The following is a 22,597-nucleotide window of genomic DNA, read 5'->3' on the forward strand; positions in this document are numbered from 1 at the left end:
TCGACAAGAAGGGAGTAACAATTCCCTTCTTTTTATTAAAATGTGAAGTAAAGCTTTTAGTTATTAAGTCAGTAGATATTACTTTAGCGCGATCGCCTTCTCGAACTAATTTTATTTGCACGCAAGTTTTCGCTGCAACACTTCATCGCAGCAGCAACATTGTAAGTAATTTATACTACACCTTACTAAATTCAGATAGCTTTAGCTCTAGTATTGAATATTAAGTTTTGCTAAAGACTTATGTAAGTCACTCAAACTGCTTTGAAGAAGAAAGAGTGAAAACCTACTTCACGTGGTTAAACAAAACTGTGTTTTAAAAACAAAGCAGCCATTCGGAGACATAAAATGGATAAAAAGAAAGTATTAGAAGTACAAGAAATTAAACTAGCAATTTTAGAAAGCTTTCCCCCACAACTTTCTATCACAGCGATAGGAACTGTCCCTACACAAGGCTGGAAAAATGCCGAACTAATTCCTTACGTCTATATCCAACCACCCATTGACGGCATTTATGAATTTGACTTTGTAGCTGAACCACCAGAGGGAATTGTTGCACCTGCACTTGCGTCAATACAAGCAAATTTCCGTCTAGAAACTATTCCCACAAATCTTAGAGGAGTAAAAGTTTATGCTTCTAGTAATTCTCAAGTTGCACTTTTAGAAACAAGCGGTAAAGAGAGAACAATTTGCGTCAAAGGAGTTCTCACCGATGAGGGAGTAGAGTGTCAAACGCTACGGACTGCTGACGGCGAACTTTACACACTTGTGGGTAATCTCAAGGAATTTCAAGTAGGCGATGAAGTGTATGTAGCTGGTACAGTTGCCGAATTTTCGTTTTGCTTGCAGGGAATTACGATTGTTGTCAATTGGATTAGTAAAAGCGCACCAAAGTGTTCGTTACCTGTGAGTGTTTAGTAAAGGCTGACAAGCATCCTACAACTAAACCACGCAGGTGGACTTTGTTTTTTAGCTGCGAATTTATTCGCTTAAATTTCAAAACAATTGTCAAGCATTGCCCTGATAATAAATAGAGTTTAGTATCAGGGTGAATTTTATGAGTTGTACCACTGTTCTCCAAAACTACATTAATGGCGAATGGTGTGACTCCAGTGCTACAGCGTATTTAGATGTAACAAATCCAGCAACAGCGGAAATACTTGCTAAAGTTCCACTCGGAACAGCAACCGACGTAGATCAAGCAGCAACAGCCGCAGCAACAGCATTTAACACCTGGCGGCGCACTCCAGCGGGAGAACGAGTACAGTATTTATTTAAACTTAAAACGCTACTAGAAGAGAACTTTGCAGACTTAGCCGCGACGATTACACAAGAGTGCGGCAAAACTTTGGCAGAATCAAAAGGCGAATTGCAACGGGCGATTGAAAATGTGGAAGTTGCTTGCGGAATTCCGATTTTGATACAAGGCTACAACTCAGAAGACATCGCCAAAGGCATTGATGAAATCTTGATTCGACAACCTGTAGGCGTTGCAGCAGTTATTGCGCCGTTTAACTTTCCAGGGATGATTCCGTTTTGGTTTATGCCGTATGCGATCGCCTGCGGTAATACATATATTATTAAACCCTCCGAGAAAGTGCCGCTAACAATGCAAAAAGTGATGGATCTTTTGGCACAAACAGGAATACCCAAAGGTGTTGTCAATCTTGTTAATGGTGCTAAAGAAGTTGTCGATGCGATTCTCGATCATCCTGCAATTCGTGCAATTAGCTTTGTCGGTTCGACTCCTGTAGCGCGTTATGTTTACAGTCGGGCGACAGCAAATGGTAAACGCGCGCAATGTCAAGGTGGGGCAAAAAATCCAGTGATTGTGCTACCCGATGCAGATATGGAAATGACAACCCGCATTGTTGCGGATAGCGCCTTTGGTTGCGCTGGACAACGTTGTTTAGCGGCTTCGCTTGCAATTACTGTTGGAAAAGCACGTCAAACCTTTACTGATGCGATCGCTGATGCGGCGTCTACTCGCGTTGTTGGTTATGGATTAGACGACAAAGTTCAAATGGGACCTGTGATTACAGCAGAAAGTCAAGCGAGAATTGAGCAATTGATTCAGCAGGGAATCGCTGAAGGTGCAACGCCGCTTGTTGATGGTAGACAAGCAAAAATTGCTGATTATCCTCAAGGTTATTTTATTCGACCGACGCTACTTCAGAACATCGAGCCTACAAGTAAAATTGCGCAAACCGAGGTTTTTGGTCCTGTATTAGGTTTAATTCATCTCGATACAGTGGATGAGGCGATCGCCTTCGTTAATCGTGGTGAATACGGCAATATGGCGTGTTTATTTACCTCTAGTGGCGCTGCTGCCCGCAAATTCCGTTATGAAGCGGAAGTTGGTAATATTGGAATTAACATTGGCGTTGCTGCACCGATGGCTTTCTTTCCCTTTAGCGGTTGGAAAGAGAGTTTCTTTGGCGATTTGCACGGACAAGGACATCACGCCATTGAATTTTTCACCCAAACGAAAGTTGTTGTTGAGCGCTGGTTTCAAGATTGGTCAAGACAATTTTAGCTCGTCTTTATTAAATCTCCTACACGAATGCGAGTGCGAATAAATTCGCAACTAGTAAACAAAGTCCACCTGCGTGGACTACACCTAAATCTTGAACTGTGGAGAATGCCTGACGAATAAATTCGCGGCTAAAAAACAAAGTCCACCTGCGTGGACTACACCTAAATCTTAAACTCTTGAGTGTGCGTAGGCACACTTAGCTGATATAGCCCCGAAGGGAGTCGGAGGCATCCACCATAGCAGATTCATTGAATTTAGTTCTGATAGTTTCAACTCGACGCCGATTAACTCCCAAATCGCCCTCGCCTAAACGCGAAGCTGAACGAACGTGGATCACTTTGGCATCTTTGTCAAGCAAAAATTCGACATCATCAACAAATCCAACAACGGGAATCGTAAATTCGCTATAAATGTAATTTTCACTTTGAGCGATCGCTTTTACACGTCGAAAAGATTGCAGGACTGTTTTGAGCCGTGCCATTGCCTCTTGGTCAGTTGAATTGTAAGTTAAAGGTGCGATTTGATGCGCTGTATCTTGGCTTTGACTGCTGACACAATTAGGAGTTCTCGGACAGGGTGCTAATTCACCAGCATGAACCCCAAGGTTATCAGGTCGCGTTCCGGCAAATAACTGCGGTTCTCCAGAAAAGGCGATTTTGGTTCCTAATGCACAAAAAGTGACGAACAGCAATGCGATGAAGGTAAACAGAACTCGTTGGAATACAGAACTTGATTTCGTTTCAACTGTTGACATGATTTCAACGTGCGATCGCACTCAGCAGAATCTAACAAAGACGATTGTACTGTCCTTTGCTGGCTTTGCTGGTGTACTTAACTGCGATCTAAGTATCCTAGTGAAGAGATTTTATATACGGCAATGACCAATATAGCCATAACACTCAAGATACATAGAGTAATTGTCCACATTTCACTTTTAACCCTAAACCACAAATCTGTATAGAATCCTCTGACCTCTGCAACACTTATGCCTTTAACTCACCTGGTTTTTTTAGCAATTGGTCTGGGACTCGTCTGGGTAAGTATCAAATTCAAAGACGATGTTTATCGCCTAGCAACCGCGATATCTGGTGCAATCTTGATCGTGTGGGGGTTTGCCCTAACCCCCTTGCAGTTTCAACTACCCATTGAGGCGCTTGTGCTGATCTTGGTGTTTCCGATTTGCTTGCGTTGCCTCAGAGAATAAATCAAGCAGACAGCGGTGCATCCGTTGTGCTAACACTCTTTTGCGGTTGTGCTTTCGTAGAACCCGACCAAGGCGCAGGATTTAAACTAATAGGTTCGGTCGTGCGAGGGTGTATTGTGGGCATTGTCTGCCGAAACATTTGATAGTAATCTTTGCGCGATTCTTCAAATAAATAGCGCAGTTCGGCGATCGGGTTGTGATGGTGATCGACGCGCAAATCAAGATAGGGATAAACATCTTGATTGACAACATAAATTGCTGCCGATTGACGACCCCGCTTATCACCGCCTGCTGCTTCCCCAGCTTCTAATGCTTGTAGTAAGCGTTCAGAAAACTCCATTCCTTCTTTGGCTTGATACGCTTCTGCCATTGCTAGCAAAGTTTGTTCGCCAACTAGCATATTGCCAGCTACAGAGAAGTAGGGAAACGTAAAATGTCCTGCCCAATCGATGCACTCTTTGCCTGTCCAAGCCGCAGTATGTCCATTGTGATCGACAAGGTGTAATTGCCGATGGTCGCGGTCTTTGTCATCTTTCAGCAACAGGTAAATGATATCTTCGACAGAGATTTCGTCTAAGGTACCTTCGCTGATTGCCCGTTGTTCGAGTAATTGAATACCCCAAATTCCCAACAGCGGGTTGGTTTGTGCTTGCGTTGCGATCGCCCCAATTGTCGCTTTGGCATGAGGCACTAACGCCCCTACTGCTAGATGCTTTGTTGCGACTGCAACCCCTGTCATTTGTGTTGATGGATCCCAAGCCACAATTGAGAATGTCATGATTCCCTGTATTTACTACCTAACGAGTTCTGTATAGAAACATTATTTTTCTATATCATTTATTTATAGATGTGTACTGTCGTGTATTTAACTATTCCCCAGAATGTTGCCTTGCTAACATCAGCTGCCATAGCAGAGGTCAGAGGTCAAGCATCAGGGTTCAGGTTTTTTGAAGAGTTACTCATTGAGATTAACCACTGCTACATCTAACAAAACAGTTGTTGTTGAAGGACTTAGCAGTTATTTCAGTTTGTTGTAAGTAAAGGTGTGATCTTATGTGCGGTATTGGTGGCGTCATGCACCACGATCCGGCTCGTCCCGTGAATCCAGATGTTCTGGTGGCGATGGCGGCGATTCAGTATCATCGCGGACCAGATGGATTCGGTGTCAAAATTATGAGCGATCGCGGTGTTGGCTTCACCCATGCGCGATTATCGATTATCGACCTCAACCCTGAACGCGGAAGACAGCCGTTTGTTTCTGCTGATGGGCAATACATGATTGCGCACAACGGCGAGTTTTATGACTACAAACGCATCCGCGCCGACCTAACTTCTTTAGGTTATCGCTTTCGCAGCAAGAGCGATACCGAACTGACGATGCACTTAAGCGATCGCTACGGGTTAGAAGGTGCGTTACCACATCTACGCGGCGAGTTTGCCTTTGCTCTTTACGAACGTTCCAAAGATCGACTGACATTAGTACGCGATCGCTTTGGTGTCAAACCTTTGTATTGGACGATGACGCCCGAAGGTTTAGTCTTTGGTTCAGAAATTAAAGTATTATTTGCACATCCAGCCGTCCAGCGCCGCTTTTCTTCTGAAGGACTTTATCATCAACTAATGCAGCTAATTGTACCAGGAACATCCGCGTTTGAGGGAATTTATGCGGTCGAACCTGGGCAAATGGTGATTGTCGAGCGTCATGACGGGCAACTACAAGTTAAAACGAAACAATACTGGGATTTGAACTTCCCGCGCCAGTCTGAACGCGGACAAAGATTAACAGATGAAGAGTACATTGAAGAATTACGCAGCCGTTTTATTGAAGCTGTACAACTGCGACTCGAAGCGGATGTTCCTGTAGCGTGTTACCTCTCTGGCGGCATCGACTCGTGTACGATTATGGGTATTGCCGCCGCGAGTCAACAATCACCTGTCAAAGCGTTTACGATTGGGTTTGACGATCGCGACTACGACGAAACCGCGATCGCCCGCGAAATGGCACAAGCCACAGGTGCAGATCAAGATGTCTTGATGGTCGATGGCAATCAACTTTACGATCACTTTGCGCGGACAATATGGCACACAGAACGCAGTATTTATAACACTTTTACCGTTGCCAAGTTGTTGATGAGCGAACACGTCAACAAAGCTGGGTACAAAGTCGTCGTCACGGGTGAAGGATCGGATGAACTTTTCGCAGGGTATCCGCAACTGCGGCTGGATATGATTTTGCACGGCATGGATGATGCTTCACCAGAAGAACGCGCCGATTTAGAAGATTGGCTAGCCGAAAGTAATCGGTTATTTAAAGGGAATCTCTTAGCAGAAAAAGCCTTAGACGATCCAGCCCTCACAAACTTAGTAGGCTTTACGCCTAGCTGCTTACAATCGTGGTTATCGGCATCTGCCTACGTTCCGAGTTTACTGCATCCCGATCGCCGCGCCGCAACGCAAAATTACTCGCCAGGAGAAGCTGTTGCTCATGCGCTGGATCGCGAGCAAATTGAGGGGCGTCACCCGCTTGACAAAGTGCAATATATATGGATAAAAACGCAGTTTGAGTCACAAGTCCTCGGTTGGGCAGGCGATCGCGTCGATATGGCAAACTCGATGGAAGCACGTCCGCCGTTTCTCGATCATCCCTTAGTCGAATTCGCCGTCACGCTACCGCAAAATATGCGTTTACGGGGACGTAAAGATAAATATATCCTACGCGAAACAATGCGCGAGCTTTTACCAAAAGCACTGTACGAGCGACAAAAGTTTGCGTTCATGGCTCCGCCATCGCATACCGATCCGGTTAAGCAACGGGCGATGCAGGCGTTATCGGCAACTTATTTATCAAAACAAGCGATCGAGGAAGCAGGGTTACTCGACGCCGCAGGCGTACAAAAGATTCTTCAGCGTCACGGCGATGCAAATACACCAGTTTCAGACCGAGTGCAACTCGATGCGATTATTAATCATATGCTCAGCGTGCAAATGCTGCACAAGCATTTTGTCGGCAACGATGTTCCTGTAGTAGCACGCGATCGCGCTCAAGAACGCGGTTGGTACGCTAAAGATCAACTTGTTGTGGTAACTTAGCAGTTGAAACTGACAAAACCTGCCTTCACAGCTTTCTAATTTTCTTATGAGTTCACGCAGGTGGATTTAGTTCTTATAGCTGCGAATTTATTCGCCAAGCGCCGGATCGAAATTCCCCGATGCATCAACAAGATGACACGCGACATAGTGTCCATCGCCTACATCGCGAAATTCTGGTTCTATTTGATGACAGCGTTCAATTGCCCAAGGACAGCGCGTGTGGAAACGACAGCCACTCGGAGGGTTTGTTGGGCTAGGAACATCGCCTTCTAAAACAATTCGCTGGCGCTTTGCTTCTACCGTAGGATCGGGAATCGGGATCGCGGAGAGTAAAGCTTGTGTATACGGATGCAGTGGATTTTCGTATAGCGATACGCGATCGGCAAGTTCGACAATTTTACCAAGATACATCACCGCAATGCGATCCGAGATATGCCGAACAACGCTCAAATCGTGCGCAATAAACAAATAAGTAAGTCCTAATTCGCGTTGGAGTGACTGCACTAAGTTAATGACTTGCGCTTGAACCGAGACATCTAATGCGGCGATTGGTTCATCACATACTAAAAAATCAGGGTTAACAGCTAACGCCCGTGCGAGCGCAACTCTTTGGCGTTGTCCCCCAGAAAATTCGTGCGGATAACGATAAGTAAACTCTGGACTCAAGCCGACGACTGCTAAAAGGTGCTGAACTCGCGCTTGTTTCTCGCGCCCTGCGGCTAAACCAAAAATTTCTAGTGGTTCGCTAATCACATCACCAATCGTCATGCGGGGATTGAGCGATGCATATGGATCTTGGAAAACCATTTGCATCCTTTGGCGCATTTGGCGTAGCGGTTCGCCGGATAATGCCGTCAGTTCGGTTTCCTCAAGATAAACGTGTCCTGCACTTGGTGGTTCTATTTGCAAAATCGCGCGTCCTGTGGTGCTTTTGCCGCACCCAGATTCACCCACTAAGCCTAAAGTCTCGCCACGTTTGATATCAAAAGATAGCCCATCGACAGCTTTTACCGCCCCTACTTGTCGTTGAAGAATTAATCCGCGCAGAATTGGAAAATGAACTTTAAGATCGCGCACGCGTAGCAAGGTGTCGTTTTGCTGTCGTGTTTGAACTGTACTCGTTTGAGGTTGCACCATGATTTTTGTTGATCGACACTAAGCGGTTGCTGATTGAGATGCTTGCAGAACTTCTGCGCCTTCGGGTTTTACCCAACACGCGACTTGGTGGTTCACTCCCACCGGTTCTAGCGGTGGATCTTCACTATGGCATTTGGCGATCGCAAACTCGCAACGCGGCGCGAACGGGCATCCTTGCGGATAGTTGACTAAACTGGGGGGTAATCCATCGATTGATTTGAGGTGTTCTTGTCGCTGTTCGTCTAAACGCGGAATACTTTGCAGTAGCCCAATTGTGTACGGATGACGTGGATGGTGATACAGTGCGTGTAGTGGCGCTTGTTCGACAATTTGCCCTGCATACATCACCAAGATGCGATCGGCTAAACCTGCAAGTAGTGACAGATCGTGCGTAATCCAAATGACCGCCATTCCACGTTCTTCTTTTAGTTGCTTGACAATTTCAACGATTTGTGCCTGAATTGTCACATCAAGCGCCGTCGTTGGTTCATCGGCAATCAGTAAATCAGGATTACATGCTAGTCCCATCGCAATCATCACGCGTTGGCGCATCCCTCCAGAAAATTGGTGCGGGTAGTTGCGGATGCGATCGCGCGCCCCAGGAATTCCAACTTGCTCTAAAAGTTCAACTGCTCTTGCTTTAGCCTCGGCTCTTGCCATACCTAAATGCAGTTGAATTGCTTCGGTCATTTGCTTTTCCACCCGCAGCACCGGATTGAGCGATGTCATCGGGTCTTGAAAAATCATCGAGAGACGATTTCCCCGCAGCGATCGCATTTCGCGCACACTCAACTTGAGCAAATCGCGTCCCTGAAACATCACCTCACCACCCACAATTTTGCCAGGAGGCGATGGAATCAGCCGCATTGCCGATAGCATAGTGATACTTTTACCCGAACCTGACTCGCCAACAATACCCACAGTTTCCTGCGCATTGACATGAAACGAGACATCATTAACCGCATGAACGACACCATTTTGAGTAAAAAAGCGCGTTTTCAGGTTTTGAACATCAAGCAATCGAGCCATGATACTGTTTTGCTCTAAAGTTGGTACGTATGGGTGAGCAGGGGGGCAGAGGAGACAATATTTATAATTAAGACCGTCGTTGTTGTGGATCGAGGGCTTCGCGTAATCCATCACCGAGGAGATTGAAACCTAAGACTGTAATTGCGATCGCCAAACCAGGAAACGTTGTCACCCAAGGCGCACGGCGAAAGTAATCGCGTCCTGCGGCTAAAATTGCGCCCCATTCGGGTGAGGGCGGTTGCGCGCCTAATCCAAGAAATGACAGCGCGGATGCCGAAAGAACTGCTACCGAGACTCCTACAGTTGCCACAACAATAATCGGTGAAAGAATATTGGGTAAGATGTGACGGAAGATTAGGCGAAAGTGCTTTGCACCCACAGCTTGAGCGGCTTTAAAATATTCCTTATTTTTCTCTACCAACACAGCCCCGTAGGTAACACGCGCATAGAAAGGAATCGAACTAATTCCGACAGCGATCGTTGCATTGGTTAAGCTAGGACCAAGTACCGCGACGGCTGCGAGTGCAATCAGCGTTTCGGTAAAAGAGAACAAAACATCGACGCCCCGCATTAAAACGGCTTCGACCCAACCTCCGGCGTAGCCTGCAACCATCCCCAGCAAAACTCCCGCCGTCATCGAGATAAAAACGGCAACGAGTCCAATCCGTAATGTTAGACGACTACCGTAAACGATGCGGCTAAACAAATCGCGTCCAAAATCATCCGTACCAAACCAATGTTCCGCACTCGGAGGTTGCAGCGTCGAACCAACTCCCATTTCCAGCGGGTCAAAAGGTGCGATCGCCGGAGCAAAAATCGCAACGATCGTCGTTACTAGCAAAATAAAGCCGCCAATCTTAGCACCAGGGCTGCGAAACAGAACTTGTAGAAACCGCCGAAATTCCCTGTTTTTAGATGGAAGTGGCGCAACAGGTGGTGTTGGTGTGGTAATTTGCTGAGTCATCAGTTATATGTAATTCGAGGATCAATCCAGGCGTAAAGTAAATCCAAGACGATAGAAACGATGACAACAACAGTAGCGAAAATCAGAATAAAGCCTTGAATTGTCGGATAGTCGCGCTGAAAAATCGACTGAATTGCCAAACGTCCAATACCATTCCAGGCAAACACATTTTCTACAACAATCGCACCGCCCATCATGTAGGTAAACTGTAGCCCTAACATATTGACGACATTGATCATGCCATTGCGAAACGCATGACGCGACAGCACCAGAGTTTCTGCTAATCCTTTCGCCCTTGCAGTCCGCATATAATCTTGCGACAGCACATCAAGCATAGAAGATCTCGTCAAACGCGATACTGATGCAGCATTAGCCAATCCTAACGTTAGCGCAGGTAAAACGAGATTATTCAAATTTGTCCCTGAAACAGGAAACCATCCTAACCGCACAGAAAAAATCGAGATCAGCATTAACCCCAGCCAAAAGCTAGGAACTGAAATCCCAACAATTGCACCCGTCATCAACGTCGTATCAATCCAAGTACCGCGCTTATACGCTGCAAAAAACCCTGCTGTCACGCCGACAACCATTGTAATAATCAAGCTAGTCACAGCAAGCAACAGCGTATTTGGTAGCCGCACAAGCAATAAATCCAATACAGGCTGATTCCCTCGAATCGTAGTGCCGAAATCTCCCTGCAACACCCGCCCCATATACATGATGTACTGTTCATAAATTGGGCGGTCGAGTCCCAGATTGCGGCGAATTTGTTCAATTTGTTCCGGCGTTGTCGATTGCGACTGCGCATACATAATTTGCACCGGATCGCCAGGCACAAGATGAATCAATAGCGTCACCGCGATCGTCGTCATCCAAATCGTAAACAAACCACCCAGTAACCGTTTAATAAAATAACGTGTCATCAGTCCGTACGATAAAACTCCTCAAAATTGCAACTCCCCATCTCTTCTCTTTGCGACCTACTCTACGAGAAAACGCCCGTAGGGCGTCTATGCGCCTTTGTGATTCGTTCCAAAAAGCCCCCATTCAAAATGTATCTATTGCAGCCTCACATCATTAAACACAGGTCGATTAAAAGGACCAATCTTAAAGCCTTGCACCTGCGATCGCGTCGCATAAACCCACAACGATCCTGGTGTATACAGTGGAATGTGTACAGCATTCGACAGCAAATATTCCATTACATCATTAACAGCTTCTCGCCGCTGAGTTGCATCAACCGTCGTGCGCGTTCGCTCCAATAATTTATCCAATTCTGGCGATTGATAGCCGCTGTACGCCCCAGGCGAATGCCAAAGTTGATAAAGAATATCCGGATCGAACCATGCCCAATCCATCATGTCAAACGTACTAATCCCAGAAGTTCTTTCATTTTCTTGTTTAACGCGAGCATTGAGCGTACCAATGTCCATCGTTTCAATTTTGGCGTTAATCCCGACTTGCGCCAATTGACTTTGAAAAACTTGTACCATACGTTCGCGGTTGTCACCCGTCGAAGTCATCAAAATCACTTCCATCGGTCGATTCGCACCATAACCCATTTCAGACAACAGTTGTCGGGCGCGATCGGGATTATGTTCGTAGCCGTACTTTGCGCAAAACTCTTGATCGTTACCAAATACCCCGCGACTGATCGGACAGCGTTCGCGTTGAACTAATCCTTCATCAAAAGCAACTCGCAGCGCCGCATCAACATCGATCGCATGAGCTACAGCTTGACGCGCGCGGATATCATTAAACGGCGGACGCGAAACTGTGAACTCAAAGAAAAAGTTTTGTCCGGTATTCTCCGCAACGTGTAACTCCAAATTGGCATCATTGCGCACCGCATCCAAATCATCGAGGGGTGGATTAACGATTAGCTGCACTTCCCCTGTTTGTAAACCAGCAAGCCGCGTTTGCGCTTCGGGAATTTGCCGCACCACAAGCCGATCTAAATACGGCGCACCCTCGTTTTGCACTGGGCGACCATAGCGAACGTAGTCAGGGTTCTTGTCTAACACAATTTCGTCGCCGCGCGTCCAACTCACAAGCTGCCAAGGACCTGTACCCACTGCCCGCGATACGCCAAATTGATCGCCAAACTCTTGATTGCTGTCGCAAATCATACTTGCAAATGGATCTGCCATAAAGGAGACAAATGCCGCAAACGGAGTTTGAAATCTAAATCGGACAGTCTGGGGGTTAACAACATCGACAGATTCAATTGGTCCCCATGCACCGCGCGTGACGCTAGGATTCTGGGCGTTGATTGCGCGATCGGCAGTATATTTCACATCATTTGCATCAAAGGGCGTACCATCGTGACACGTAATTCTTTCATTAAGAACAAAAGTGACTTCTCTACCATCATCACTAACTTGCCACTCGCTAGCAAGGTTAGGTACTATCTCGCCACTGTCATTAAATGCCAATAATGTATCGTAAATCTGGTCAAAAATTTGCCACGATAGCGTTGTTGTCGTGCGATGCGGGTCGAGCGAATCGGCATCTCCATAACGCGCCCAAACTAATGTTCCTCCCTCGGTGGGTGAAGTTGCAGTTCCTGGCGATGGACTCGTAGCAGTTTGCTGATTGTTACCACAGGCACTAACTAAAAGTGCTGTTAATGCTGCACCTAGTAGCGATCGCCTTTGCCGCTGCGCTCCGCGCAATCGCGCTGTCTCTTTTCTTGATTTAAATTGCCAAAACATTAATTACCTTAGATCTCAACAGTGCCCAAAAATTTATAAAAGTGCGATATTCATCATTGCGAAATAAAACGAATGATGATGTATAGTGCGAAACCATTTATTCTCACAAAATAACGATGTCGCGAGCAGCTTTTTCAGTCCTGGAAAATGAAATCTATATGCGTTTAGCTAAATAGAGTATTGCTGAAACTGCTGTTATTGCCTTGCTTTGATGCTTTATTTCCCCAAAAACTATACTTGAAAAACCAGATTTGACAAGTTTTTTAGAAAAGCTAAGGCTGTCTCCTCCAAAGATCTGCATGACATAGCTAACATTAAAGAGGAGTTGTGATTTGAAACACAAAAAAGTTTAGGAAAGTTTAGGTATGGGGTGCGATCGCTGCACTGTGTACCCAACAATAGATAATTACAAAATGGCTCAGGAGTGATTTGAACACTCGACCTTGGGCTTATGAGTCCCCTGCTCTGACCAACTGAGCTACTGAGCCAAGTATTAGACAACGATTTATAAATATAGCATACACTATCCGCGATCGCTAGTTTTGCTTCAATTAAATAGAAACATCACGATTTGTGCATAAAGACAGCTATTGAGTCATAAAAATGTGAGATTTCCTAGTTTTTTCCCTGATTTATATCAGCGACGAAATTTCCCTAACGCAGTAGCATATTCATTTATGTAGCAATAATGCTTGATGTCATCATTCCCAGTAAGGGTTGAATTAACAGATGAACCTGTACGGATTCCTTCAATCGCTCGGCATTGCCAATCCTAGTGGAACTGGCTGGCTAGCGGTGATCTTTACCTTTTTATTAGCTTGGGTAGTCACCTGGCGGTTGACTCCGCCCGTGCGTTCGTTTGCATTACAAGTTGGTTGGGCAGACCAACCTAATGAAAGGCGACTCAATCGCGAACCTTTGCCCAACGCCGGAGGTTTGGTAATTTATTTCGGAGTTCTAGCTGCATTAGTCCTGGCGACGCTGTTACGCCCGATCGTGATTGAAGGTGTCCTTGCGGAAGTACTGACCATCTTACTGGGAGGATCGATCTTAGTCCTTGTCGGCTTTATTGATGACCAATTTGGCTTACCACCCTGGGTACGGTTATTTACTCAAATTCTGACAGCCCTGCTACTCATCAGCAGTGGTATCAAAATTGAAGCACCGTTAGGGACTCCGGTTGACTCGCTACTTGCGATATGTCTTACCGTGCTGTGGGTGGTCGGAATTACCAATGCCATTAACTTGATGGATGGAATGGATGGCTTGGCTGGGGGAGTTAGCTTTATTACCGCGATGAGTTTGCTGGCGGTGTCTGCGCAATTTGAAACGCGGGCAGCTGCAACGTTACTACTCGCTGCATTAGGAGGAGGCGCACTAGGATTTTTGCGGCACAACTTCCATCCTTCACGGATTATTATGGGCGATGCCGGAGCCTATTTTTTTGGATATGTCTTAGCAGCAACAACGATTTTAGGTAATCTCAAAGTAACTACAGTATTTGCGCTAGTACCACCCGTTTTATTTCTGCTGTTACCAGTAATCGATACAACTCAAGTCTTTGTACTGCGCTTGATGGCAGGTAAAAATCCTCTAAGTAACCCTGGTAAAGACCATTTGCACCATCGATTACTTGCTTGGGGCTTTTCTCAAAGACATACAGCGCTGACACTGTGGACGGGCACAATTGTCTCGAATTGGCTCGCCATGCAGCTACAGGGAATGAGTGCGATCCCCGCGCTAGTCACGATCGCTAGTATTATCGCACTACTGAGCTTTACAATTTGGCGTAGAATGCGATCGCTCTGATTCTAAGACCGTACTCTCTCAGCTAGACCATTAAATGAATAGGGAAAGGAACTCAATATCCCTTCCCTATTCCCTGCTAATTTGAGGCGACTCAATGACTAACGGCGACGAGGTAACAAAGCGATCGGATTAACGGCTCCTTTACCTGCGGGATGCACTTCAAAATGGAGGTGAGGACCGGTACTAAAACCAGTGCTTCCCATCTCAGCAATGTGTTGACCTTGTTCGACTTCTTGCCCTGCACGGACTAAGATGCGGTTGTTATGAGCATAACGAGTCAGTGAACCATCAGGGTGTCTGATATCTACCAAGTTGCCATAACCACCAGAATTCCAACCAGCGCGCACAATCACACCAGAAGCCGCTGCAAAAATAGGAGTTCCCACTGGTGCTGCTACATCGATTCCTCGGTGCATTCTTCCCCAGCGCCAGCCATAACCAGAAGAGAGAACGCCTTTTGCAGGCCAAATATAGCCTGTGAATGGTGCTGACGATCCTGGTTTAGGCAAATACATATCTGCTGCACCCAGCGGTGGCAATTCTGGAGAGACTTGCCTTCCTCGGAGCGATTGCAATGCTTCGGTGGGATCGACGTTTGTCGGTGCAGTTGCTAATCGAGCTTTAATTGTGCCGGAACCTGAGGTATTTGCTTGAGCGACACGAAACTCTGGGTTAACCGGTTCAGAAGCTACTTTACGAGAACGGGTTTGAGTAACAACGGACGCCACCGATTTGGGCTTGGCTGGAGTAGCAGTAAGCTTAGTGTTTACTTTAATTGGAGCTTCAACGGTTTGCTCGGCAGAATTAGCTGTGGGAGTGTTGTACTTTTGACGCAGTTGTTGAATTTCTGCCTGTAAGCCTTGGACATACAGATTTGGTGGATCAAGTGGTTCCTCATTTGAGAGACTACCACCCACGCCAAGCGTTGCTACTGTTGGTTCTTGTACGGCCGTATTCGTTGAAGGGTTGTTATAAGCAACAAATGTAGCTGCTGAGGCTTCACGGCTATCAGGAATAATCGATACATGGGGTTGTGCAGAAATTGTTGCTCTGTTTTGTTGTTGAGGGCGATCGCTGACATCGATATTTTGAGCAACTGCACCGTGATATACCGAAGTCGGTATCGTAATGCTTTGGTTAATTTGTAGTTGGTCAGGATTGGCGATTTGGTTCGCACTGACAAGTTCATCTAATGCAACATCATGCGCGCGCGCGATCGCGGTTAGTGTATCTCCTGGTTTTACCTGATATTCTGTTGCTAGCGATGCGACTTGGACGCTGGCTTTGTTGGTGTCTTCAGGTACTTCAGAAATAACAAAAACGGTTTCTGGTTCGAGCGTTTTTGGCTGCGTACGCTCCGCAATTATACTTTGGTTTTCTGCGGTTTGTGGTGTTGTCGTTTCTGCTTCTTGAGTTGCAGCATCTTGTGTAGGACTAGGAATCGTATATGGAACGTTAGCAATTCCAAATTCTACTGATGTCATTGGCAGTTGAGTGCGGTCAATTTGCTGTTGTCCATCGACAATTTCTGCCTGCACTTGTTGCTGTGACGCATCAGGAGTCACGGCGAGTGGTGTTGCTAAAGATTCTTTAATATCGACCACGACGCTGTTATCGCGGACATCTTCGGTTGGTGTTACTTGCGTTCCAATAACAGTAGGAGACGTAATTTTATTAAGTGGATCTAAACTTGGAGTTGAAATTTGCGGTGGATTGATCGCTACTGATGGAACTTGAGTTTCTACAATAACGTTTTGATTACGCGTACTTTCTGGCTGCGATCGCATCGGACGCTGCGCTGTACGCAATCGCTGTACCAGTTGATTTTGGTTAGATTCGTAGCTAGGCTGTTGAGGTGCAGTTGCTACAGGTTGATTTAACTCGCTTGTGCTGTTATTCGTTGATGCTTCGCGTCTAGCCGTTTCGACGTATGGGGTAACTAAAAGATTGCTTGGCTGCGTCACAACCGTACTGGGCGATTGTGGTGTTGCTTGAATAGCTGTACGCGTATTGAACTCCTCAGACCGCAACTCCGCCGAACTGTTTTTTGAGTGGTTCGATTGTTGCTTTAAGCGATTGACCAGCAACTTTTGTTTAGTTGCTGCTGGTGCTGTCGGTTCTTGCTGTTGGTTGTTTCTACTGCTAACTGGCTGTGTTGATGCGTCAAGAGGAACGCCACTCGATTTGTTGAGTGCGTCTACTTTGTTGGCTGATTTGAGTTGTTGTACTAAGCGATCTTGGCGCTGTGCAGCCCGTACTTTACTCGTACTGATTTGTGTCGAATCATTTGTCGTCGTTTCGACGCGGCGTGGCGCTACTGCTTTTGGTGCGGTATATTTTTTCGGACTCGCATCCATCGCCAGCGTTGGCTTTTGCCGTTGTTCTTGTTCTACTCGAATTGGCGTTGTCTGCTGCGTTGTATTGATTTGCACTGTATCCGGCGAAGGAGGACTCGCAGGGGTTACAGACGTAGTGGCTGGCGCTGGCGCAACTTCTACCACAATCGACGCTGCTTGAGTAGACGAAGTTGTCGTCGAAACTGGTATAGCAGCTGGTTCTTCACCCTGCGGGATCTCAGCTGCTGGAGTGCGATCGTGTCGAGTCAGTAAAAGGTTGGGTCCTCCCATTGAAATTGCGATCGCCATCATCGCGACCGAAGTGCGCACTCGCCGTTTGACCTTGGGCTGAACGGGCTTCAATTGCTCCTCCACAGCTGCTTTGCTTTTGGCGCTAGCAGGAACAGCCTTAACCTTCTTCATCCATGCTCGTTTCAAAAATGACCTCCTATGAGCAATAGGGCTTACCTGATCTCGATTTATCGAGTTTATTACTAGTCAATGAATTAGGCTACTACTTTCGATAGATTCACCTCAGATTCAGCAAACATACTTAAGCAAGATTACTAGGCAATTTTAATTTAGACAAGTTTACATCAACTCCTTACACTGTGCTGAATCTTGTCGCCAAGCGCATACCTGAAAAAATGGGTATTGATTTTTTCTACTAACGAATGGTAGTAAATCGCGGCTGCCATTGTCCTTCATACAAGCGATCGCAGTTGTTATGTACTTAACCTTTTTTCTAAATTTTTGGCAGAGTACGCATACCCAAAGTCGTTATGCGGCTGTGCTATGTCGTCGTCATCCTGCTGTAAGTTAACTTTTGCCTCCTTTAGCTAATGTTGAAGATCGTTAAATCTAGCCAAATAGCTTAGCTTGTCGATTGTACTCGGTTTAATCAGATTTGATCCCCAAAGACATGACAGATTTAGCCAATTTAGAATGAGTAAAATCTATCGCTTTCTTCTCCTAAAAAATCTTTTTTAATATAAAAATTTCTTATCATGCTTTAACCGAAGTACATTTTGCGCGAGGCGATAGCCTCACAAATTTTTAATAAAATACTTTGTATAAATTTATGCTAGTAACAATAGAGAAATACAAAAAAATACCTGCGCTTACAATCACTTCGACTTCTCAGTAAGCGCAGGCTAAATTTTAACTTTATTGCGGATTGACACGCGTCTAAAAATGCACTTAGTCATCAAACTTGTCGTCTTGACTACTTTGCTGAGTGTAAAAACAACAATTCATACAAGATATCCTAGTTGACGTCGAGCTTCAAATAAACCGATCGCAACGCTGACAGAGAGATTTAAGCTCCGCACCTTGGGATGTGGCATAGGAATATACACCGTAGCAGTACATTCTGCCAGCATATCAGGCGGTAAACCTGTCGTTTCACTACCGAATAACAACCAGTCGTCAGCTTGAAATTGGAAAGCTGCATAGTTGTCACTTCCCCTCACGCTAAAACCAATTGTGCGTCCGCCCCGTTGTTTGTAGTAAGACTGAAAAGTAGCAATTGATTCATGAGAGTGCAAGTTGACATAAGGCCAGTAATCTAATCCGGCACGTTTGAGATAGCGATCGCTAATCTCAAAACCTAGTGGACCAACTAAGTGTAACTCGGTTTCGGTTGCAGCGCAGGTACGAGCAATATTTCCAGTATTCGGCGGAATTTGAGGATGAACTAAGACAATCTGAGGCATGTGATCTTGATCGGACTGCAAACATCATAAATTGTCTGTTCCAGCCAGGATGCACCTAAAGTCAACTTATAGTTTTTTTTAATGTTAGTATACCCAATCACACTGATTAAATATTTTGAATCTTCTCAACAATTCAACTCAAGCTGCTACAGGAGAACATAGTTCAGCTTCGAGTTCGCTTTCGCGTTCGCGCATCGCGAGGCTTGCTTGCGTCATAATTTGCTGGACACTGAAACCATAACTACAAAGCTGCAACCACTGCTGGGCTTCGTTTCCTTCGCGAAGAATTTTTTGGACAGGGGAAAGAAAGCAGTTAAAGCCACTTTGCTTCGCGATCGCCCAAACATCTTGGTAAATTTCTGCAATCCAATCGCGTGCCAAAATACTTCTACCATCTTGCCAATGCGTCAAACGCGCATCTAAACTATACTGTGCCGCCGCCGCTTCATTTGCAGCGGTAATCGCAATCAGTTCCTCTGGGCGATTTGTTGCAGGTATAGTACTGGTTTCGAGGGGATCGAGACTCGGATCGGCAATCAGTTGTAAAAGACGTGCTTCAAGCAAAGCGGCGATCGCGAGTAGACTAATAGGATCGCTAACAAGGTCGCAAATGCGTAATTCTAAACGATTTAGGTTATACGGACGCCGATCGCCATTTGGTCGTACTGACACCCATAAGTGGCGGACATTTTGCATCGTTCCTGCTGCTAACTGTTCTTCTACCCACCGAATATGATGCGCGTGGCTTTCAAATAAAGGTACATATGTAGGAGTTTGCGGAAATAATCCCCAGCGCGTTGAATGATAGCCTGTGGCTTTGCTATCGATAAAGGGAGATGCGGCGCTGAGTGCGAGATACAATGGAGCTTCTACGCGTACCAAACGACACGCACGCATCAATGTCTCTGGATCTGCAATACCAATATTGATGTGAACGCTAGCGGTAACAACTTTGGTACCGTAAGTTTGTTCGATATAGTCGTGATACGGGTTGCTTGGATCGGAACGAAAGAAGCGATCGCTTCCACCCAAAGCCAGCGTACTTCCAGGTATTAAAGTATAGTTTCCTAATTTTTGTAAATATTCGCGTAACCGCAAGCGAGGACGTAGTAAAGAACACAGAAGATCTTCATACTTCGTTAGTGGAGGCGTTGTGTATTCCACATTACGGCTATCTGGTTCGCGGACAAACCCATCTATACCGGCTACAATTTGGTCTGAAAGACCGACAATATCACCCTGGGGCGTACCAGTGTACATCTCGACTTCAAAACCTTTGGATAGCAGCACGGTATTTCCTCAAATTGGATATATTTTTACACCTTACAGTGTAAATCTGTAATTATTGCGACGCATCCGTCAAGAGGTTAGCATCCGAACTGCGCTTAGCGATAATGCCGATAAACTTCACTCGCGGCGCGGTGCAGTAAAGAATGGCGATAAACTAAACTGTTAAAGTCATCCGCATAACCACCACCAATCACACAAGCTACCGGATAACCGCGACTGACACAGGTACTTAAGACTTGCATTTCGCGGCGATAAATGCCAGCGTCAGTTAAAGCTAATTTACCCAAGCGATCGCCTGCGTGCGGATCGACACCTGCATCGTATAACACAAGATCTGGCTTAACATGAGAAAGTAAATCGGGTAAGTAATTCGCTAACGTTTGCAAATAAGCATCGTCTTCCATCCCTACAGGTAAAGGAACATCCAAGTCACTTTTTTGTTTAGTTCCTGGAAAATTGACCTCGCAGTGCATCGAAAACGTAAAAACACTCGCATCCTCTTGAAAAATATACGCTGTCCCGTCACCTTGATGCACATCCAAATCTACAATCAATACTTTTTTGACGAGTTGCAACTGTTGTAAAACGCGCGCGGCGATCGCCAAATCGTTAAAAATACAAAAACCCGAACCATAACTTGGAAAAGCATGATGCGTTCCACCCGCAGTATTGCATGCTAAACCGTGACTGAGGGCTAATTTTGCAGTCAGAATTGTTCCCCCGACAGCAATACACGTGCGCTTGACTAACGCCGAACTCCAAGGTAAGCCAATCCGGCGTTGCGCTTTAGGATCGAGTGTCCCTGTACAATATGCTTGAAAGTAATCTGGAGTATGAACTAATGTGATCCATTCGGATGGTGGTTGTACGGGAGTATGAAATTGTGCAGGATGTGCTACACCATCTGCTATGAGTAATTCATAGAGTCGGCTAAACTTAGGCATCGGAAAGCGATGACCTTCGGGTAGAGGTGCTACGTAGTCAGGGTGGTAAATAATTGGTAAATCCATCTTTAGCGAGCGATTAGCTTTTAGCCCTTAGCTAATCATGCATCAAGTATTCTGCTAAAGAGAAGCGATCGCAACTGAGATAAGACATATGGAAGGTAAAATACTTTGGCAGCAAGGTAACTCTAAACCAGATAATCTTGACAATTTTGCAGTGATTCAACAATGGTGGTCAAGCTTAGCAAATAAACAAGTTACGCTGGCACAGCGGATGATTCCCCAAACTGGCGATGTCGATCAACTTGACTGGGAACCACAACGCTTTGATGAAGTTTTTGAAATCAAAAATCCTGAAATTCGCGGTATCACGCTTTACTGGCAAAAACCTGATACATCGCAAACACGTAACACGACACCGCATCAGTTGGTACTCGATACACACCTACAGCAGTTATATATTTTCCCGCAATCGCAAAAACAACTCGTTATCCGTGTAGCTTTACGCGAGGTAAACTATGAAACAATTGAAGTCAAAAATCCGCACTGGCTGTACCGTCGTGTTGGCGAAAACCACATCCTCACATTACGAGATAATCACCAACAACTAGAAGTCAAAATTACGCTCAATCCTGATAGTCTTAGCCAACTAAAAGAACAATTACCCTAAAAGAGTTTTGATTTGTCCTCTTGTTTGACGGATAGATACCCATTACCGATTACCAGCCTCAAAGCTACATTGTCAGAAGTCACTACAATGAAAAAACTCATCAATCGACCGGAAGATTTTGTCCGTGAGAGTTTAATAGGAATGGCAAAGGCGCATCCTGATCTATTAAAAGTACAATTTGAGCCTACGTTTGTCTATCGTGCAGATGCACCTGTACAAGGAAAAGTTGCGCTCATTTCAGGTGGTGGTAGCGGACACGAACCAATGCACGCAGGGTTTGTTGGTAGGGGAATGTTGGATGCTGCTTGTCCTGGTGAAGTTTTTACTTCGCCAACGCCCGATCAAATGCTAGCAGCAGCAAAACAAGTTGATGGTGGTGCAGGAATTCTTTATATCGTCAAAAACTATAGCGGCGATGTCATGAACTTCGAGATGGCAACCGAGTTAGCGCGTGCTGAAGATCTGCGAGTTTTGAGTATTTTAATCGATGATGATGTTGCCGTCAAAGACAGTTTGTACACGCAAGGGCGGCGGGGTGTAGGAACAACGGTACTAGCCGAAAAAATTTGTGGTGCGGCGGCAGAACAAGGATATGATTTAGCCGACACTGCCGATTTGTGTCGCCGAGTTAATCTCAATGGGCGAAGTATAGGAGTCGCCTTAACTTCTTGTACTGTACCCGCAATCATGAAGCCGACGTTTGAATTAGGTGCTGACGAAATTGAAATGGGAATTGGAATTCACGGCGAACCAGGGCGCGAAAGAATGACGATTAAGTCGGCGGATGAGATTACTGAGATGCTGGCAATGTCAATTTTTGAGGATATTGCCTATACTCGCACAGTCCGCGAGTGGGATGAAAGCAAAGGAGGATTTGTTGACGTGCAATTAACCGATCCTGAATGGGAAAAGGGCGATCGCCTTTTAGCTTTTGTCAACGGTATGGGTGGTACGCCGCTGGCTGAACTGTACATTGTTTATCGCCAACTTGCCGATCTATGCGCGCAGCAAGGATGGCAAATTGTCCGAAATTTAGTTGGTTCTTACGTCACATCGCTAGATATGCAAGGGTGTTCGATTACACTGCTGAGGTTAGACGATGAAATGATTCGCCTCTGGGATGCACCTGTAAAAACAGCTAGCTGGCGCTGGGGAATTTAAT

General features: G+C 45.7%; 18 protein-coding genes and 1 tRNA gene. 7 read left to right on the plus strand and 12 right to left on the minus strand.

The window, feature by feature from the left end; all coding sequences use genetic code 11:
- Nucleotides 1–345: 345 nt before the first annotated feature.
- Both GLO7428_RS15690 and GLO7428_RS15695 read left to right on the plus strand, forming a co-directional pair.
- Nucleotides 346–915 (plus strand): DUF5818 domain-containing protein, encoded by a 570-nt coding sequence (locus GLO7428_RS15690; RefSeq protein WP_015189552.1) that lies wholly within the window; start codon nt 346–348, stop codon nt 913–915.
- A 139-nt stretch (nt 916–1,054) separates the two neighbouring features.
- A complete protein-coding gene (locus tag GLO7428_RS15695) occupies nt 1,055–2,533 on the plus strand; it encodes a CoA-acylating methylmalonate-semialdehyde dehydrogenase (protein ID WP_015189553.1) in 1,479 nt (492 codons plus the stop codon).
- 196 nt (nt 2,534–2,729) lie between these two features.
- Here GLO7428_RS15695 and GLO7428_RS15700 read toward each other — a convergent pair whose 3' ends face one another.
- A complete protein-coding gene (locus GLO7428_RS15700) occupies nt 2,730–3,287 on the minus strand; it encodes a DUF1499 domain-containing protein (protein WP_015189554.1) in 558 nt (185 codons plus the stop codon).
- Nucleotides 3,288–3,518: 231 nt separating this feature from the next.
- On the opposite strand from GLO7428_RS15700, the gene GLO7428_RS15705 reads away from it, so the two are divergent.
- Nucleotides 3,519–3,737 (plus strand): hypothetical protein, encoded by a 219-nt coding sequence (locus GLO7428_RS15705; protein ID WP_015189555.1) that lies wholly within the window; start codon nt 3,519–3,521, stop codon nt 3,735–3,737.
- A 1-nt stretch (nt 3,738) separates the two neighbouring features.
- Here GLO7428_RS15705 and GLO7428_RS15710 read toward each other — a convergent pair whose 3' ends face one another.
- Nucleotides 3,739–4,500, minus strand: a complete 762-nt coding sequence (locus GLO7428_RS15710; protein WP_231295494.1) for a DUF1028 domain-containing protein — start codon at nt 4,498–4,500, stop codon at nt 3,739–3,741.
- Between the two features lie 290 nt (nt 4,501–4,790).
- On the opposite strand from GLO7428_RS15710, the gene asnB reads away from it, so the two are divergent.
- Nucleotides 4,791–6,827, plus strand: a complete 2,037-nt coding sequence (asnB, locus tag GLO7428_RS15715; protein WP_015189557.1) for an asparagine synthase (glutamine-hydrolyzing) — start codon at nt 4,791–4,793, stop codon at nt 6,825–6,827.
- Between the two features lie 87 nt (nt 6,828–6,914).
- Here the strand turns inward: asnB and GLO7428_RS15720 are convergent, their stop codons facing one another.
- The 6 genes from GLO7428_RS15720 to GLO7428_RS15745 all read right to left on the minus strand — a co-directional run bounded on the left by GLO7428_RS15720 (nt 6,915) and on the right by GLO7428_RS15745 (nt 13,159).
- Nucleotides 6,915–7,964 (minus strand): ABC transporter ATP-binding protein, encoded by a 1,050-nt coding sequence (locus GLO7428_RS15720; protein ID WP_015189558.1) that lies wholly within the window; start codon nt 7,962–7,964, stop codon nt 6,915–6,917.
- Nucleotides 7,965–7,982: 18 nt separating this feature from the next.
- Nucleotides 7,983–8,993 carry an ABC transporter ATP-binding protein gene (locus tag GLO7428_RS15725; protein WP_041918651.1) on the minus strand — a complete coding sequence of 337 codons (1,011 nt, stop codon included), beginning with the start codon at nt 8,991–8,993 and terminating at the stop codon, nt 7,983–7,985.
- A 67-nt stretch (nt 8,994–9,060) separates the two neighbouring features.
- On the minus strand, nt 9,061–9,957 hold the full coding sequence (gene nikC / locus GLO7428_RS15730; protein ID WP_015189560.1) for a nickel transporter permease: 897 nt from the start codon (nt 9,955–9,957) through the stop codon (nt 9,061–9,063).
- A complete protein-coding gene (locus tag GLO7428_RS15735; RefSeq protein ID WP_015189561.1) occupies nt 9,957–10,880 on the minus strand; it encodes an ABC transporter permease in 924 nt (307 codons plus the stop codon). Before GLO7428_RS15735 ends, nikC begins: the two co-directional genes overlap by 1 nt.
- Nucleotides 10,881–11,015: 135 nt before the next feature.
- Nucleotides 11,016–12,671: an ABC transporter substrate-binding protein gene (locus GLO7428_RS15740; RefSeq protein ID WP_015189562.1), complete on the minus strand. Its 1,656-nt coding sequence runs from the start codon at nt 12,669–12,671 to the stop codon at nt 11,016–11,018.
- A gap of 414 nt (nt 12,672–13,085) precedes the next feature.
- Nucleotides 13,086–13,159 (minus strand) — tRNA-Met (locus tag GLO7428_RS15745).
- A gap of 241 nt (nt 13,160–13,400) precedes the next feature.
- On the opposite strand from GLO7428_RS15745, the gene GLO7428_RS15750 reads away from it, so the two are divergent.
- On the plus strand, nt 13,401–14,480 hold the full coding sequence (locus GLO7428_RS15750) for an MraY family glycosyltransferase (RefSeq protein WP_015189563.1): 1,080 nt from the start codon (nt 13,401–13,403) through the stop codon (nt 14,478–14,480).
- A gap of 98 nt (nt 14,481–14,578) precedes the next feature.
- Here GLO7428_RS15750 and GLO7428_RS26090 read toward each other — a convergent pair whose 3' ends face one another.
- The 4 genes from GLO7428_RS26090 to GLO7428_RS15770 form a co-directional block, all read right to left on the minus strand.
- Nucleotides 14,579–17,254 carry a peptidoglycan DD-metalloendopeptidase family protein gene (locus GLO7428_RS26090; protein ID WP_155823752.1) on the minus strand — a complete coding sequence of 892 codons (2,676 nt, stop codon included), beginning with the start codon at nt 17,252–17,254 and terminating at the stop codon, nt 14,579–14,581.
- Between the two features lie 815 nt (nt 17,255–18,069).
- Nucleotides 18,070–18,531: a tRNA (cytidine(34)-2'-O)-methyltransferase gene (locus GLO7428_RS15760; RefSeq protein ID WP_015189565.1), complete on the minus strand. Its 462-nt coding sequence runs from the start codon at nt 18,529–18,531 to the stop codon at nt 18,070–18,072.
- Nucleotides 18,532–18,669: 138 nt separating this feature from the next.
- Nucleotides 18,670–19,821, minus strand: a complete 1,152-nt coding sequence (gene gshA, locus GLO7428_RS15765) for a glutamate--cysteine ligase (RefSeq protein ID WP_015189566.1) — start codon at nt 19,819–19,821, stop codon at nt 18,670–18,672.
- A 95-nt stretch (nt 19,822–19,916) separates the two neighbouring features.
- Nucleotides 19,917–20,831 (minus strand): histone deacetylase, encoded by a 915-nt coding sequence (locus GLO7428_RS15770; RefSeq protein ID WP_015189567.1) that lies wholly within the window; start codon nt 20,829–20,831, stop codon nt 19,917–19,919.
- A gap of 88 nt (nt 20,832–20,919) precedes the next feature.
- On the opposite strand from GLO7428_RS15770, the gene GLO7428_RS15775 reads away from it, so the two are divergent.
- Nucleotides 20,920–21,435, plus strand: coding sequence for a hypothetical protein (locus GLO7428_RS15775; protein WP_015189568.1), 516 nt, complete (start codon nt 20,920–20,922; stop codon nt 21,433–21,435).
- 87 nt (nt 21,436–21,522) lie between these two features.
- Nucleotides 21,523–22,596, plus strand: a complete 1,074-nt coding sequence (dhaK, locus tag GLO7428_RS15780; RefSeq protein WP_015189569.1) for a dihydroxyacetone kinase subunit DhaK — start codon at nt 21,523–21,525, stop codon at nt 22,594–22,596.
- The last annotated feature ends 1 nt before the right edge of the window (nt 22,597 follow it).

Source organism: Gloeocapsa sp. PCC 7428, assembly GCF_000317555.1.
Taxonomy (GTDB): Bacteria; Cyanobacteriota; Cyanobacteriia; order Cyanobacteriales; family Chroococcidiopsidaceae; genus Chroogloeocystis.